At 55.9% G+C, this 17,311-nt stretch carries 10 protein-coding genes; 8 read left to right on the top strand and 2 right to left on the bottom strand.

Annotated features, from left to right (window positions below; genetic code table 11):
- The first annotated feature begins 138 nt into the window (after positions 1 to 138).
- Together pulA and gspB are read left to right on the top strand one after the other, a co-directional pair.
- Complete coding sequence (gene pulA, locus AC07P6_RS24825; protein ID WP_478314922.1) at positions 139 to 3,411, top strand: pullulanase-type alpha-1,6-glucosidase; 3,273 nt, start codon at positions 139 to 141, stop codon at positions 3,409 to 3,411.
- An 81-nt stretch (positions 3,412 to 3,492) separates the two neighbouring features.
- Positions 3,493 to 4,032 (top strand): type II secretion system assembly factor GspB, encoded by a 540-nt coding sequence (gene gspB / locus AC07P6_RS24820; RefSeq protein ID WP_478314921.1) that lies wholly within the window; start codon positions 3,493 to 3,495, stop codon positions 4,030 to 4,032.
- Between the two features lie 29 nt (positions 4,033 to 4,061).
- Here gspB and pulS read toward each other — a convergent pair whose 3' ends face one another.
- Positions 4,062 to 4,436: a GspS family T2SS pilot lipoprotein variant PulS gene (pulS, locus tag AC07P6_RS24815; protein WP_304256270.1), complete on the bottom strand. Its 375-nt coding sequence runs from the start codon at positions 4,434 to 4,436 to the stop codon at positions 4,062 to 4,064.
- Positions 4,437 to 5,018: 582 nt separating this feature from the next.
- Between pulS and mrcB the strand changes: the two genes are divergently transcribed.
- The 5 genes from mrcB (at position 5,019) to fhuB (ending at position 13,960) form a co-directional block, all read left to right on the top strand.
- Positions 5,019 to 7,574 carry a bifunctional glycosyl transferase/transpeptidase gene (gene mrcB / locus AC07P6_RS24810; protein ID WP_478314920.1) on the top strand — a complete coding sequence of 852 codons (2,556 nt, stop codon included), beginning with the start codon at positions 5,019 to 5,021 and terminating at the stop codon, positions 7,572 to 7,574.
- A 430-nt stretch (positions 7,575 to 8,004) separates the two neighbouring features.
- Entirely contained in the window at positions 8,005 to 10,248 is a 2,244-nt protein-coding gene (fhuA, locus tag AC07P6_RS24805; protein ID WP_478314919.1) for a ferrichrome porin FhuA, read from the top strand.
- A gap of 45 nt (positions 10,249 to 10,293) precedes the next feature.
- Complete coding sequence (gene fhuC, locus AC07P6_RS24800; protein ID WP_478314918.1) at positions 10,294 to 11,091, top strand: Fe3+-hydroxamate ABC transporter ATP-binding protein FhuC; 798 nt, start codon at positions 10,294 to 10,296, stop codon at positions 11,089 to 11,091.
- Entirely contained in the window at positions 11,091 to 11,981 is an 891-nt protein-coding gene (gene fhuD, locus AC07P6_RS24795) for a Fe(3+)-hydroxamate ABC transporter substrate-binding protein FhuD (RefSeq protein WP_478314917.1), read from the top strand. Before fhuC ends, fhuD begins: the two co-directional genes overlap by 1 nt.
- Entirely contained in the window at positions 11,978 to 13,960 is a 1,983-nt protein-coding gene (fhuB, locus tag AC07P6_RS24790; protein WP_478314916.1) for a Fe(3+)-hydroxamate ABC transporter permease FhuB, read from the top strand. The genes fhuD and fhuB overlap by 4 nt, the downstream gene beginning before the upstream one ends.
- A gap of 326 nt (positions 13,961 to 14,286) precedes the next feature.
- Here the strand turns inward: fhuB and hemL are convergent, their stop codons facing one another.
- Entirely contained in the window at positions 14,287 to 15,567 is a 1,281-nt protein-coding gene (hemL, locus tag AC07P6_RS24785) for a glutamate-1-semialdehyde 2,1-aminomutase (RefSeq protein WP_478314915.1), read from the bottom strand.
- A 305-nt stretch (positions 15,568 to 15,872) separates the two neighbouring features.
- Here hemL and clcA point away from each other — a divergent pair, with 305 nt between their 5' ends.
- Complete coding sequence (gene clcA / locus AC07P6_RS24780) at positions 15,873 to 17,291, top strand: H(+)/Cl(-) exchange transporter ClcA (RefSeq protein ID WP_110272483.1); 1,419 nt, start codon at positions 15,873 to 15,875, stop codon at positions 17,289 to 17,291.
- Positions 17,292 to 17,311 lie beyond the last annotated feature (20 nt).

Genomic DNA, 17,311 nt, shown 5'->3' with positions numbered 1-17,311 from the left:
TACCCTAAATAATTCGAGTTGCAGGAAGGCGGCAACGCAGTGAGTCCCCAGGAGCGTACTTAAGTACGTGACTGGGGTGAGCGAGGCAGCCAACGCATATGCAACTTGAAGTATGACGGGTATTAAAGGGACTATCGAATGCTCAGATATACCCGTAATGCCCTGGTTCTGGGATCGCTGGTTTTACTTAGCGGCTGCGATAACGGATCCTCTTCTTCTTCCTCTGGAAATCCTGACACGCCTGATAATCAGGATGTCGTTGTACGTTTACCTGACGTTGCGGTGCCCGGTGAAGCGGTCACGGCGGTAGAAAACCAGGCGGTCATCCACCTGGTGGATATTGCCGGGATCACCAGCAACAGCGCGGCGGACTACAGCAGTAAAAACCTCTATCTGTGGAATAACGAAACCTGCGACGCGCTGAGCTCGCCGGTTGCTGACTGGAACGATGTCAGCACCACGCCGACGGGCAGCGACAAATATGGCCCGTACTGGGTGGTTCCGCTCAATAAAGAAAGCGGCTGTATTAACGTGATTGTTCGCGACGGCACCAATAAGCTGATCGACAGCGATCTGCAAGTGTCGTTTGGCGACTTTACCGATCGCACGGTTTCCGTTATCGCTGGTAACAGCGCGGTCTACGATTCCCGCGCCGATGCCTTCCGCGCCGCGTTTGGCGTGGCGCTGGCCGAAGCCCACTGGGTCGATAAAAACACGTTGTTGTGGCCGGGCGGTCAGGATAAGCCCATCGTGCGCCTGTACTACAGCCATAGCAGTAAAGTGGCGGCCGATAGCGAAGGTAAATTTACCGACCGCTATCTGAAGCTGACGCCGACCACCGTTAGCCAGCAGGTCAGCATGCGCTTCCCGCATCTTTCCAGCTATGCGGCCTTTAAGCTGCCGGAAAACGCCAACGTTGATGAACTGTTGCAGGGTGAAACGGTTGCCATTGCCGCAGAGCAGGACGGGATCCTGATTTCCGCCACCCAGGTACAGACGGCAGGCGTACTGGATGACACCTATGCTGAAGCGGCAGAAGCGCAGAGTTACGGGGCGCTTCTGACCGACGGCGGCGTGAACTTCCGCGTCTGGGCACCGACCGCTCAGCAGGTGGATGTGGTGGTGTACAGCGCCGATAAGAAAGTGACCGGCAGCCATCCGATGACCCGCGACAGCGCTTCTGGCGCATGGTCGTGGCAGGGCGGTAGCGACCTGAAAGGGGCATTCTACCGCTATGCGATGACGGTGTATCACCCGCAGTCGCGTAAGGTTGAACAGTACGAAGTTACCGACCCGTACGCGCACAGCCTGTCGACCAACTCGGAGTACAGCCAGGTTGTTGACCTCAACGACAGCGCGCTCAAGCCTGACGGTTGGGACAGCCTGACCATGCCGCATGCGCAGAAAACCAAAACTGATCTAGCGAAGATGACGATCCATGAATCGCATATTCGCGATCTCTCCGCCTGGGATCAGACCGTCCCGGCAGAACTGCGCGGTAAATACCTCGCACTGACCGCCGGTGACAGCAATATGGTGCAGCACCTGAAGAAGCTCTCGGCTTCAGGCGTCACGCACATTGAACTGCTGCCGGTCTTCGATCTGGCGACGGTCAATGAGTTCAGCGATAAAGTGGCTGATATTCAGCAGCCGTTCAGCCGCCTGTGTGAAGTGAACAGCGCGGTGAAAAGCAGCGAATTCGCCGGGTACTGCGACAGCGGCTCCACGGTGGAAGAGGTGCTGAATCAGCTCAAGCAGAGCGATAGCCAGGATAACCCGCAGGTACAGGCGCTTAATACGCTGGTGGCGCAGACTGACTCCTATAACTGGGGTTACGATCCGTTCCATTACACGGTTCCTGAAGGATCTTACGCGACCGATCCGGAAGGCACGACGCGTATTAAAGAGTTCCGCACCATGATTCAGGCGATCAAGCAGGATCTGGGGATGAACGTCATTATGGACGTGGTGTACAACCACACCAATGCCGCTGGGCCGACCGATCGCACCTCGGTGCTGGATAAGATTGTCCCCTGGTACTATCAGCGCCTGAATGAAACCACCGGCAGCGTTGAATCCGCTACCTGCTGTTCAGACTCCGCGCCAGAGCATCGGATGTTCGCCAAGCTTATCGCCGACTCTCTGGCGGTATGGACCACCGATTATAAAATCGATGGCTTCCGCTTCGACCTGATGGGCTATCACCCGAAAGCGCAAATTATCTCGGCGTGGGATCGCATCAAAGCGTTGAACCCGGATATCTACTTCTTCGGTGAAGGCTGGGACTCTAACCAGAGCGATCGCTTTGAAATCGCTTCGCAGATCAACCTGAAAGGCACCGGTATCGGTACGTTCTCCGATCGCCTGCGCGACTCCGTGCGCGGCGGCGGGCCGTTCGACTCCGGCGATGCGCTGCGTCAGAACCAGGGCGTCGGCAGCGGCGCGGGCGTATTACCAAACGAAATTACCAGCCTGAGCGATGATCAGGTTCGCCACCTGGCCGACCTGACCCGACTGGGAATGGCCGGTAACCTTGCCGATTTTGTGATGATCGATAAAGACGGCGCGGTGAAGAAAGGCAGCGAAATTGACTATAACGGCGCGCCTGGCGGTTATGCCGCAGACCCGACGGAAGTCGTCAACTATGTTTCGAAGCACGACAACCAGACCCTGTGGGACATGATCAGCTATAAAGCGTCCCAGGAAGCCGACCTGTCGACCCGCGTTCGCATGCAGGCGGTTTCACTGGCGACGGTGATGCTGGGGCAGGGGATTGCGTTCGACCAGCAGGGCTCTGAACTGCTGCGCTCGAAGTCCTTCACCCGCGACTCCTACGACTCCGGCGACTGGTTCAACCGCGTTGATTATTCTATGCAGGATAACAACTACAACGTCGGGATGCCGCGCAGCAGTGATGACGGTAGCAACTATGATGTGATTTCTCGCGTCAAAGATATGGTTGCCACGCCGGGCGAAGCTGAGCTGAAGCAGATGACCGCGTTCTACCAGGAACTGACCGAGCTGCGTAAATCCTCGCCGCTGTTCACGTTGGGCGACGGTAGCGCAGTGATGAAGCGCGTTGATTTCCGCAATACCGGTTCTGATCAGCAGGCAGGTCTGCTGGTTATGACCGTGGATGACGGCGTGAAAGCGGGTGCCAGCCTGGATAGCCGCCTTGATGGTCTGGTGGTGGCGATTAACGCCGGACCGGAAAGCCGGACGCTGAATGATTTTGCCGGGGAAACGCTGCAGCTGAGCGCTATCCAGCAGACGGCGGGCGAATCTTCGCTGGCAAATGGCGTGCAGATTGCTGCCGACGGTACCGTTACGCTTCCGGCCTGGTCCGTTGCGGTACTGGAACTGCCGCAAGGCGATGCCCAGGGCGCTGGCCTGCCGGTGAGCAGTAAGTAAATTAAGTTAGTCCTGAGCCTCCCGGTCTGCGGTGTGAAAAACGCAGGCCGGGATGGCGTTTCTTTATTAAGGAGAAAGCCAGTGCTTGTTCACCAGCAAGAGCCGTTTCCTCAACCTGATGAGCCCCCGGTGGTGATCGGGAGAATGGTGCAGATCCCGTATGTAACCGTGCCACTGTATGCCGCATTGTTGATTGCGCTGGGCTGGTTTGGCGGTGAGCAATGGCGTAACAAACCTGAGCCGCAGCCGATGACGCTGCCGGTAGCCCATGCGGCGCTGATGCCGCTCAGTCAGCCTCCCGATCAACCAGTGGTAAAAAAAGCGGCGGTGCCGGTTAAAGCTGAGGCAGAAATACAGACCGAGGCGGAAACTGAGGTTGATGAAGAAAATCTGCCGCCTTTGCGCTACAGCGCGCACGTCTACGCCTCGCTGGCGGAGAAGCGCAGCATTGTATTGAACGGACAATCCTGGAAGGAGGGCGATTCGCCGCTGCCGAACCTGGTTATCGAGCAGATTCAACAGGATGTCACCGTGTTTAGTTTTAATGGTCAAACTTTTACCCTGGCGGCGCTGGACGACTGGCCGGGCGGGACCATTGAGGAGAGCCAGCAGGGAGAATAAAAATATCGCGATCGAAATTAAGAAAATAGCTATTTTCCGCGCAGACTATCAATAAATGGTGCTAACTGGCGATTAAATTGACTGCATTTTGTGGCTTCTGGCGTACTGTCCTGCTGAAGCTGCTGATATAGCTGCGCGCTGCGCTGGCTTAGCATATTTCCATCAATATTTTCCCATCCACGTTTTTTACCCACATTTATTGCCGCGCGGTTAATGACATCATCGGCGGGAAGATCGCTACGGTTGCATTTATTCTTTAGATAGCGTGCCCCGGCAGCAACGGAGGCGAGTTGCTCAAGCTGGGCCTGGCCGCTAACGGCAGGGCTAAGGGATGTCGAACGATTTTGCTGACAGCCTGCGAGCAGGGCGACCGCCAGAAACGGAAATATAACGAAATTGCGCATAATATATTAATCGGGAAAAATTAATTGGCTGACAGTTTAACAAATATTTATGTGGAGTCATCACAAAATCTGCCAAATTATAAATGTTAAGTGGCTCTCGTTTTTATCATTGCGGTCTTTTAAAACTCTTTTTCTTTCGGCCGAGATGACTCTCTTTTCCTGACTAAAATAATATTTTCTGCTGCTGTGATTCCCGTTTCCGCTGGCAGTCAGCTGCTGTTGCGATGGGTACAGGCTTAACTATTTATGTTATTAAAAAACATACTAATTTCCCTTTTGTTACCCGATGAGCATGTAAAATGCTGGTTAAGAATGTCGCGGTTTAGTGCTATCCTGTGTCTCCTGGACAATAAATGCTGTGTCCCGAATTATTCTGCCAATGAAGCGTGTAACAATGTGATTTGTATGGTGAATTTTTAAAGTGAAAATCATGCGAGCGACATGATAAGACGTCGCGCAGTCCATAAATGGATGCCTGAAAACGAAGACATTCAGGCGTCAATTTGAGAGATTTCTTCTTCCTCCTGTCGGGGGAAACATTGAGAATCAGGCTTTTACGCCTGAAAGTTGCGGAGAAAAAGCATGGCGGGAGATGACCGCGAGCCGATCGGACGTAAGGGGAAACCCACGCGTCCGACAAAACAAAAGGTAACTCGTCGTCGGGTTCGGGAAGAGGACTACGACGACGATTACGATGATGATGACTATGAGGATGAAAAACCGATGCCGAAGAAAGGAAAAGGCAAAGGCGGTAAACCCCCTCGTCGTAAACGTACCTGGCTATGGTTGCTGATTAAGATTGGTATCGTCTTTGCGGTGATCATTGCCGCCTACGGCGTCTATCTCGATCAGAAAATCCGTAGCCGCATTGACGGTAAAGTTTGGGATCTGCCTGCCGCGGTATATGGCCGGATGGTTAACCTTGAACCGGATATGCAGATCAGCAAAAACGAAATGGTGCGGCTGCTTAACGCCACGCAGTATCGTCAGGTGAGCACGATGACGCGCCCGGGCGAATACACCGTGCAGGCCAACAGTATCGAGATGATCCGCCGTCCGTTCGATTTCCCGGACAGTAAAGAAGGCCAGGTGCGCGCGCGTCTGAGCTTTTCCGGCGATCGTCTGGACACCATCGAGAATATGGATAACAACCGCCAGTTCGGTTTCTTCCGCCTCGATCCGCGTCTGATTACCATGCTGCAGTCGGCCAACGGCGAACAGCGCCTGTTCGTGAAGCGTAACGGCTTCCCGGATCTGCTGGTCGATACGCTGCTGGCGACCGAAGACCGCCATTTCTACGAGCACGACGGTATCAGCCTTTACTCGATTGGCCGTGCGGTGCTGGCTAACCTGACCGCTGGTCGTACGGTGCAGGGGGCGAGTACGCTGACCCAGCAGTTGGTGAAGAACCTGTTCCTCTCCAGCGAACGTTCATACTGGCGTAAAATTAACGAAGCCTATATGGCGCTGATCGTTGATGCGCGTTACAGCAAGGATCGCATCCTTGAGCTGTATATGAACGAGGTGTACCTCGGGCAGAGCGGCGATAACGAAATCCGCGGCTTCCCGCTGGCAAGCCTGTATTACTTTGGCCGCCCGGTAGAAGAGCTGAGCCTCGATCAGCAGGCGCTGCTGGTAGGGATGGTTAAAGGCGCATCGGTCTATAACCCATGGCGTAACCCGAAGCTGGCGCTGGAGCGACGCAACCTCGTGCTGCGTCTTCTGCAACAGCAGCAGGTTATCGATCAGGAACTGTATGACATGCTGAGCGCGCGTCCACTGGGCGTGCAACCGCGCGGCGGGGTTATCTCTCCGCAGCCTGCGTTTATGCAGATGGTGCGTCAGGAGCTGCAGGCGAAGCTGGGCGATAAAGTGAAAGAGCTCTCCGGCGTGAAGATCTTTACCACTTTCGACTCAGTCGCGCAGGATGCGGCGGAAAAAGCGGCGACAGAAGGCATTCCGGCGCTGAAGAAACAGCGTAAGCTGCCGGATCTGGAAACCGCAATGGTCGTCGTCGATCGCTTCACCGGTGAGGTGCGGGCGATGGTCGGCGGGGCGGAGCCGCAGTTTGCCGGTTATAACCGTGCGATGCAGGCGCGTCGTTCGATTGGTTCTCTGGCAAAACCGGCGACCTATTTGACCGCCCTGAGCCAGCCGAATCAGTATCGACTCAACACCTGGATTGCCGATGCGCCAATCGCGATTCGTTTGTCCAACGGACAGACGTGGTCGCCGCAGAACGACGATCGTCGCTACAGCGATAGCGGTAAAGTGATGCTGGTTGACGCCCTGACCCGTTCAATGAACGTGCCGACGGTGAACCTCGGGATGGCGCTGGGCCTACCGGCGGTGGTCGATACCTGGACTAAACTGGGCGCACCGAAGAATCAGCTCAATGCAGTTCCGGCAATGCTGTTGGGGGCGCTGAACCTGACGCCGATTGAAGTGGCTCAGGCGTTCCAGACCATTGCCAGCGGCGGCAACCGCGCACCGCTCTCGGCGCTGCGTTCGGTTATTGCCGAAGATGGTACCGTGCTGTATCAGAGCTATCCGCAGGCTGAACGCGCGGTTCCGGCACAAGCGGCGTATATGACGCTCTGGACCATGCAGCAGGTTGTGCAGCGTGGTACCGGCCGCCAACTGGGCGCGAAGTATCCGGGTCTGCATCTGGCGGGTAAAACCGGGACCACCAACAACAACGTTGATACCTGGTTTGCCGGTATTGACGGTGGTCAGGTGACGATTACCTGGGTGGGTCGCGATAATAACCAGCCGACCAAGCTGTACGGTGCCAGCGGTGCGATGTCGATTTATCAGCGTTATCTGGCTAACCAGACCCCGACGCCGCTGGTGCTAACCGCGCCGGAAGACGTGGTGGATATGGGCGTCGATGGCAGCGGTAACTTCGTCTGCGGCGGCGGAATGCGTTCGCTTCCGGTATGGACGACTTCACCGGATACGCTGTGCCGCCAGGGCGAGCAGATGCAACAGCAGCAGCTCGAACAGCAGCAGGCGAATAACCCGTTCAATCAGTCCGGGCAGCAGCCGCAACAGCAGCAAAATCAGCAGCAACCGCCGAAGCAGGAGAAGAGCGATGGCGTAGCGGGCTGGATTAAGGATATGTTCGGCAGCAATTAATTATCCGCTTCATCCTTAAAGCCGCCTCTTTGTTGGCTGCGGATTACTCGGCCCGTCCCTGGGCCTCGCCCCTTACGGGGCCGCTGCAAAAAGCGTTCAAATCTGCTCCCGGCAGATTTGTCAGAAACCCCAGTCACATAGTTATCTATGTGACTGGGGATTTCTTCTCTTGCCGCCTCGATGCGGCTTGAATGATTTTGCGGATTATAAATAAGCCCTCTAATACCTCAGTATTAGAGGGCTTATTTATATCTGTAAAAAACTTAACAGCAGTTTAACTCCACAATTACCGTCTGGTTATTAATTCAGCCTTTGACACGTAATCAGGGGCATATTTCTTGCCATATATTCTGCGTTTCGCCTATCATGGCATCCGTCATAATAATAATTCTCGTTTACGTTATCATTCACTTTTATTAGAGATATACCCATGGCGCGTCCAAAAACTGCTCAGCCAAACCACTCGCTGCGTAAGATCGCAGTCGTAGTAGCCACGGCGGTTAGCGGCATGTCTGTCTATGCACAGGCGGCAGTTGAACCGAAAGAAGAAACGATTACTGTAACCGCAGCTCCAGCTCCGCAGGAGAGCGCTTGGGGACCTGCGGCGACCATCGCGGCGAGACAATCCGCCACGGGGACTAAAACGGATACCCCTATTCAAAAGGTACCACAGTCTATATCCGTGGTGACCGCTGAGGAGATGGCTCTCCACCAGCCGAAATCAGTTAAAGAAGCGTTGAGCTATACGCCTGGTGTTGCGGTGGGCACGCGTGGTGCTTCTAATACTTACGATTATCTGATCATCCGCGGATTCGCCGCTGATGGCCAAAGCCAGAATAACTTTCTAAATGGCTTGAAGATGCAGGGTAACTTCTACAACGATGCGGTGGTCGACCCGTATATGTTGGAGCGTGCAGAAGTCATGCGTGGCCCGATCTCCGTTCTTTACGGAAAGAGCAGCCCGGGTGGTTTGCTGAATATGGTCAGCAAACGTCCCACTACGGAGCCGCTAAAAGAAGTTCAGTTTAAAATGGGCACCGATAATCTATGGCAGACCGGTTTTGACTTCAGTGATGCCATCGATGATGACGGCGTTTATTCCTATCGCCTTACCGGTCTGGCGCGTTCAGCGAACGCACAGCAGAAGGGAGCAGAAGAACAGCGTTATGCCATTGCACCATCATTCAGCTGGCGTCCGGATGATAAAACCAACTTTACGTTTCTCTCCTACTTCCAGAATGAGCCGGAGACTGGCTACTACGGCTGGTTGCCAAAAGAGGGAACAGTGACGCCGTTACCGAACGGTAAACGTCTCCCAACCGATTTCAACGAAGGAGCTAACAACAATACCTACTCTCGTAACGAGAAAATGGTTGGCTACAGCTTCGACCACGAATTTAATGACACTTTCACCGTGCGTCAGAACCTGCGTTATGCTGAGAACAAAACCTCACAAAACAGTGTGTATGGCTACGGGGTATGTTCTGATCCAGCGAACAAGGATAGTAAGCAGTGCGCAGCATTAGCGCCTGAGGATAAGGGGCGTTATCTAGCGCGTAAATACGTCATTGATGATGAAAAGTTGCAAAACTTCACCGTGGATACTCAGTTGCAGAGTAGCTTTGCAACAGGCTCGATCGATCACATATTGCTGACTGGCGTTGACTTTATGCGCATGCGCAATGATATCAACTCTTGGTTTGGTTATGACGACTCTGTTCCGTTGCTTGACCTTTACAATCCTGTATCTACTGATTTTGATTTCAACTCTAAAGTTCCGGTCATTACTGGCCCGTATCAAGTCCTGAATAAGCAAAAGCAAACTGGCTTGTATGTGCAGGATCAGGCGCAGTGGAATAAAGTGCTGGTTACCTTGGGTGGCCGTTATGACTGGGCGAAGCAGGACTCTCTGAATCGCGTTTATGGTACTACTGCTAACCGTGATGATAAGCAGTTCACCTGGCGCGGTGGTGTTAACTACCTGTTCGATAATGGTGTAACGCCTTATTTCAGCTACAGTGAATCGTTCGAACCGGCTTCGCAGACAGGGGCTACTGGCAATATTTTCGCTCCGTCTAAAGGTAAACAGTACGAAGCTGGTGTGAAATACGTACCGAACGATCGTCCAATCGTGATTACTGGCGCCGTCTATCAGTTGACCAAAACCAACAACCTGATGGCCGATCCGGCTGGCTCATTCTTCTCAGTTGAAGGCGGTGAGATTCGCTCGCGCGGTGTGGAAATTGAAGCGAAAGCGGCACTCTCTGCTAGCGTCAATGTGGTTGGTTCATACACTTATACCGATGCTGAATACACCACGGATACTAACTACAAAGGCAACACACCAGCACAGGTGCCAAAACACATGGCATCACTGTGGGGCGATTACACTTTATTTAACGGTCCGCTGTCTGGCCTGACGTTGGGGACTGGTGCTCGTTTCACAGGTTCCAGCTACGGCGATCCTGCGAACTCCTTCAAGGTGGGTAGCTACACGGTTGTGGATGCATTAGTCCGTTACGACCTCGCTCGCGTGGGCATGGCTGGTTCTAACGTGGCGCTTCACGTGAACAACCTGTTCGATCGTGAGTACGTTGCAAGCTGCTTCAATACTTATGGCTGCTTCTGGGGCGCAGAGCGTCAGGTCGTGGCGACCGCAACTTTCCGTTTCTAACCACTTAATGGGCGCGGTTCGCCGCGCCTCTTACCAGGTCCCGTTATGCAGGAAAACACTCCGCACTCTGATACTACGTTTTCGCTGGACCGCGTGACCTTCCGCGTGCCCGGTCGCACGCTATTGCATCCTCTCTCATTAACCTTCCCGGCGGGAAAAGTGACTGGCCTGATTGGCCATAACGGCTCCGGAAAATCGACGCTGCTAAAAATGCTGGGTCGCCATCAGCCGCCCTCGGAAGGCGATGTCCTGCTGGACGGCCAGCCGCTCGATAGCTGGAGCAGCAAAGCGTTTGCCCGCAAAGTGGCCTATCTGCCGCAGCAATTGCCGCCGGCGGAAGGCATGACGGTGCGTGAACTGGTGGCTATCGGCCGCTATCCGTGGCACGGAGCGCTGGGGCGTTTTGGCGCGGCGGACCGGGAAAAAGTCGAAGAGGCGATCGCGCTGGTTGGCCTGAAACCATTGGCCCATCGGCTGGTGGATAGCCTCTCCGGCGGCGAACGTCAGCGCGCGTGGATTGCCATGCTGGTAGCCCAGGATAGCCGCTGCTTGCTGCTCGACGAGCCGACCTCGGCGCTGGATATCGCCCACCAGGTGGATGTTCTGGCACTGATTCACCGTCTTAGCCAGCAGCGCGGACTGACGGTTATTGCCGTACTGCATGATATCAATATGGCCGCCCGTTACTGCGACTATCTGGTGGCCCTGCGCGGTGGTGAAATGATTGCTCAGGGAACGCCTGCGGAATTAATGCGTAGTGAAACCCTGGAACAAATTTACGGCATCCCGATGGGGATCCTGCCGCATCCGGCTGGCGCAGCGCCGGTAAGTTTTGTCTATTGATGGAAAACCTGAATTTAATCACGCGGCGGCGCCTGCTGACCGCGATGGCTCTGTCGCCGCTACTGTGGCAGATGCGCGGCGCGCAGGCGGCGGAAGTTGACCCGCAGCGCATTGTCGCTCTGGAGTGGCTGCCGGTCGAGCTGCTGCTGGCGCTGGGCGTCACGCCCTATGGCGTCGCCGATATCCCGAACTACAGGCTGTGGGTTAACGAACCTGCGTTGCCGCCATCGGTGATTGATGTTGGACTGCGCACCGAGCCGAATCTTGAACTGCTGACGCAAATGAAGCCGTCGTTTCTGGTCTGGTCGGCAGGATACGGCCCCTCGTCGGAAAAGCTGGCGCGCATTGCGCCCGGGCGAGGATTCACCTTCAGCGATGGCAAGCGTCCGCTGATGATGGCGCAACAGTCGCTCAATGAAATGGCTGAACTGATTGGCAAGCAACAGGAAGCGAAGCGCCATCTGGCGGAGTTTGACGCGCTGATGGAAAGCCTGCGGCCTCGCTTTGCCCGGCGTGGCGATCGCCCTCTGCTGATGATTACCCTGCTTGATACCCGTCACGTGCTGGTCTTTGCGCAAAACTGCCTGTTCCAGGAAGTGCTCGATCGCTTTGATATCACAAATGCCTGGCAGGGCGAAACCACCTTTTGGGGCAGCGTCACCGTCGGGATCGACCGGCTGGCGGCCTATAAAGATGCCGATGTCCTCTGTTTCGATCATGGTAACGAGCGGGAAATGGCGCAATTAATGGCGACGCCGTTATGGCGAGCGATGCCTTTTGTTCGCTCCGGGCGTTTTCAGCGCGTCCCGGCGGTGTGGTTCTATGGCGCGACGCTATCGGCGATGTATTTTGCCCGCGTGCTGGCCGATGCGCAGGGAGGCCCGGCATGAGGCAGCGAATTTCTCCGTTGGCGGTATTGTTGCTCTCTGCTTTGCTGATCGCCGCTTTTACGCTAACGCTGTTCAACCTCAACGTGGCGCTGCCGCGAAACGAGTGGGGACAGGCGCTCTGGCAGCCGGATATCGATAATATTTCCCAGATGCTGTTCCACTACAGCCTGCTGCCACGGCTGGCGATATCGCTGCTGGTTGGTGCCGGGTTGGGGCTGGTGGGCGTGCTGTTCCAGCAGGTGCTGCGTAATCCGCTGGCGGAGCCGACAACGCTTGGCGTCGCGACCGGCGCGCAGTTAGGGATGACGGTCACCACGCTGTGGGCGATCCCCGGTGTGCTGGCTTCGCAGTTTGCCGCACTGGCCGGGGCGTGTCTCGTCGGCGCGCTGGTATTTGGCGTCTCCTGGGGTAAACGGCTCTCGCCGGTAACCTTGATTCTGGCGGGGCTGGTGGTGAGTCTGTACTGCGGTGCGCTCAACCAGCTGATGGCGATTTTCCATCACGATCAGCTGCAAAGCATGTTCCTGTGGAGCACCGGTACCCTGACGCAGACCGACTGGAGCGTAGTGCAGCGGCTGTGGCCGCAGTTGCTCGGCGGGGCGATTCTAACGCTACTGTTGCTGCGTCCGTTGACCTTGATGGGGCTGGATGACGGCGTGGCGCGCAACCTCGGACTGGCGTTATCTCTGGCGCGGCTGGGGGCGTTGACGCTGGCGATTATCATTAGCGCGCTGTTGGTCAATGCAGTAGGGATTATCGGCTTTATCGGCCTGTTTGCGCCGTTGCTGGCGAAGATGCTGGGCGCTCGTCGTCTGTTATCGCGCTTGTTGCTGGCAGCGTTGATTGGTGCGCTGCTGCTGTGGATTTCCGATCAGGTTATTCTGTGGCTCACCCGGGTGTGGATGGAAATCTCCACCGGTTCGGTAACTGCGCTGATTGGCGCGCCCCTGCTGCTGTGGCTGCTGCCGCGCCTGCGCAGCATTAGTGCTCCGGTGATGAACGGCGGTGATAAGGTATTGGCTGAACGGCAAAATGTGCTGTGGTTTGCGTTGGGCGGCCTGGTGATTCTGCTGCTGGCAATTGTCGTTGCGCTGACCTTTGGCCGCGACGCGCAGGGCTGGCACTGGGCTAGCGGTACGTTACTGGATCAACTGATGCCATGGCGCTGGCCGCGTATTCTGGCGGCGTTGTTTGCCGGAATGATGCTGGCGGTTGCAGGCTGCATCATTCAACGTCTGACCGGTAATCCGATGGCTAGCCCGGAAGTGCTTGGGATCAGCTCCGGCGCGGCGTTCGGCGTGGTGGTGATGCTGTTTTTTGTGCCGGGTAATGCGTTTGGCTGGCTGCTGCCTGCCGGTAGCATCGGGGCCGCGGCGACGCTGCTGGTTATCCTGATTGCTGCCGGACGCGGCGGATTCTCGCCGCATCGTATGCTGTTGGCGGGGATGGCGCTGAGCACCGCGTTTACCATGCTGCTGATGATGCTCCAGGCCAGCGGTGACCCGAGAATGGCGCAGATCCTGACGTGGATCTCCGGCTCAACCTACAGCGCAACGCCGGAATTAGTGGTGCGCAGCGGCGTGGTGATGATCATCCTGCTGGCGCTGGCCCCGCTTTGTCGACGTTGGCTGACGATTCTACCGTTGGGTAGTGAGGCGGCAAGGGCCGTTGGGGTGGCGCTGACGCCGTCTCGCATCGCGTTACTGCTGCTGGCGGCGTGCTTAACCGCCAGCGCAACGCTAACTATTGGCCCGCTTAGCTTCGTAGGTCTGATGGCACCGCATATCGCTCGTATGATGGGTTTCCGCCGTACGATGCCGCATATGGTGATGTCCGGGTTGATTGGCGGGGTGCTGTTGGTGTTTGCCGACTGGTGCGGGCGGATGATGATGTTCCCTTACCAGATCCCGGCGGGGCTGCTGTCGACCTTTATTGGCGCACCGTACTTTATCTATCTGTTAAGAAAGCAGAGCCGATAACTTTTCAACATCGCGGTGCTATCTGATCAACAATCGGCAAACTTGATTTAGATAAGGTGCCGTATTCTTGTCGGGTGGCGGCTAACGCCTTACCCGACCTGAAAAACCAATAATATCATCAATTTATGTACTCCCCGTAGGCCCGGTAAGGCGTTAGCCGCCACCGGGCAATTCCACAAGAACGAACTTTGTCAGCAATCTGATAGCCGTCTTATCTTTCGAAGCGATCGCGTTTACATATTGTTATGCGTGAACCCGCGCAAATTGAGGCTTTGCTTCAGGACGCCAGACGTCTCGCCGGGGCAGCGTTGCCCCGGCGTTTAGGGTTACAGCTTCGCGAAGGCGTTACGCGCTGCGGCGATGGTGTTATCGATATCTTCTTCACTGTGGGCGATAGACATAAAGCCCGCTTCAAACGCTGACGGCGCCAGGTAGATGCCTTCCTCCAGCATCAGGTGGAAGAAGCGCTTAAAGCGCTCCACGTCGCACTTCACCACATCCTGATAGCAGGTCACGGTTGGCGCATCGGTAAAGAAAATGCCGAACATGCCGCCGACGTTATTCACTACCAGCGGAATACCGGTATCACGGGCGGCGTCCAGCAGACCCTGAGCCAGCTGATTGGTCAGGTCGGTCAGGGTTTCATGCACGCCAGGCTGCGCCACTTCGGTTAAGCAGGCGAAGCCCGCCGCCATGGCGATCGGATTACCGGATAGCGTCCCCGCCTGGTAAACCGGGCCGGTCGGGGCGAGCGCATCCATCACTTCGCGACGGCCGCCGAATGCGCCAACCGGCATGCCGCCGCCGATGATTTTGCCCAGGCAGGTCAGATCCGGTACCACATCGTAGTAATCCTGCGCGCCGGCCAGCGCCACGCGGAAGCCGGTCATCACTTCATCGATAATCAGCAGCGTGCCGAATTCATCGCACAGCGCGCGCAGGCCCGGCAGGAATTCAGGCTGCGGCGGGATGCAGTTCATGTTACCGGCGACTGGTTCAACGATGATGCAGGCGATATCCTGCGGATACTGTTCGAACGCGGCGCGCACAGATGCGAGATCGTTATAGGTGCAGGTCAGGGTGTGTTTGGCGAAATCTGCCGGAACGCCCGGAGAGTTCGGTTGGCCCAGAGTCAGCGCGCCGGAACCGGCTTTCACCAGCAGGCAGTCGGCATGGCCGTGGTAGCAGCCTTCAAATTTGATGATTTTGTCGCGGCCGGTAAAACCGCGCGCCAGACGAATGGCGCTCATCGTCGCTTCGGTACCGGAGTTCACCATGCGGACCATATCCATGGTCGGCACCAGTTCAGTGACCAGTGCCGCCATTTTGACTTCCATCTCCGTTGGTGCGCCAAAGCTTAAACCGCGTCCCGCCGCTTCGATCACGGCGTTGCGAATTGCCGGATGGTTGTGACCGAGTACCATTGGGCCCCAGGAACCAACATAATCGATATACGCTTTGCCATCGACGTCGTAGAGATATGCGCCGTCGGCGCGCTCGATAAACAGCGGCGTACCGCCGACGCCGGTGAAGGCGCGTACCGGAGAGTTCACGCCGCCGGGGATAAGTTCACGCGCAGCGTTATACAGATTTTCAGATTTGCTCATAGCCAGGGTCCTGGTTCGTGAAAAATGTTTTGTCGGCTATTCTAGGTTATTCCAGGAAGGTTATATACCCGTCATACTTCAAGTTGCAGGTGTGTTGGCTGCGCTCGTTCACCCGAATCACTTACCAGAGTAAGCTCATCGGGATTCACTCCTTTGCCGCCTTCCTGCAACTCGAATTATTTAGGGTATGAAAGTTTTGCCCAATTGAAACAATGTGGTCACGGCGCATTTTTTTGACGACGGGGCCTGTTCGGTTGGCTAGAATGCCCTTCTTTCCATTTGTATTACTAATCATTGATAATGGCATGAAAGCAGAAAATCCCTCTTCTTCAACACATCAGTTTGTGCGGATTCGCCGTGGTGATGCCGTGCGCCGGTTGATACAGCGAGATAAAACGCCGCTGGCGGTCTTATTGATGGCGGCCGTTGTAGGGACGCTGGCAGGGCTGGTAGGCGTCGCGTTTGAGAAAAGTGTCAATTGGGTGCAAAACCTGCGTATTGGCGCGCTGGTTGCGGTAGCAGACCATTGGTTTCTGGTCTGGCCGCTGGCTTTTATTTTCTCTGCGCTATTGGCGATGGTGGGGTATTTCCTCGTACGTCGTTTTGCCCCGGAAGCGGGCGGATCGGGGATCCCGGAAATAGAGGGAGCGCTGGAAGAGCTGCGTCCCGTTCGCTGGTGGCGCGTGCTGCCGGTGAAGTTTATCGGCGGGATGGGGACGCTGGGCGCAGGAATGGTGCTGGGTCGTGAAGGGCCGATGGTGCAACTGGGCGGCAATCTTGGCCGCATGGTGGTGGATGTGTTCCGCATGCGCAGCCCGGAGGCGCGCCATACGCTATTGGCGACCGGTGCAGCAGCGGGTCTCTCCGCCGCGTTTAATGCGCCGCTGGCCGGTATTCTGTTTATTATTGAAGAGATGCGTCCGCAGTTTCGCTACAACCTGATCTCCATTAAAGCCGTGTTTACCGGCGTGATTATGTCGACGATTGTCTTTCGTATTTTTAATGGCGATCACGCGGTTATCGAGGTTGGCAAGCTGAGCAACGCGCCGGTTAACACGCTGTGGTTATATTTGGTGCTGGGGATGATTTTCGGTTGTATCGGCCCGCTATTTAACACTCTGGTGTTGCGTACCCAGGATATGTTCCAGCGTATTCATGGTGGAAATATCAAAAAGTGGGTGTTGATTGGCGGATTAATCGGCGGCAGCTGCGGCGTGCTTGGGCTAATTCAGCCAACGGCGGCAGGCGGCGGATTTAACCTGATTCCCATCGCTGCTGCGGGCAACTTTTCCGTTGGCCTGCTACTGTTTATTTTTATCGCAAGGGTGATTACCACGCTGCTTTGCTTCTCTTCCGGCGCACCCGGCGGTATCTTCGCACCGATGCTGGCGCTGGGAACATTGCTGGGAACGGCCTTCGGCATGGCGGCAACGCCGCTGTTTCCGGCGTATCATCTGGATGCGGGGACGTTTGCCATTGCTGGTATGGGCGCACTCCTCGCCGCCTCGGTTCGTGCGCCGTTGACCGGCATCGTGCTGGTGCTGGAGATGACCGATAACTATCAGCTCATTTTGCCAATGATTATTACCTGCCTGGGCGCAACACTATTGGCACAATTCCTTGGCGGCAAGCCTTTATACTCGACAATCCTGCAGCGCACCCTGGCGAAACAGGAAGCCGAGCGGGCGGCAAAGGCACAGCCGGTTGGCGGGGAGAATACTTGAACGATTTACTCGGGTATTGG

The organism is Klebsiella sp. GFKo11, assembly GCF_056490265.1.
The sequence above is the reverse complement of the archived record's forward strand: the minus strand, read 5'-3'. Positions and strand labels throughout refer to the sequence as shown.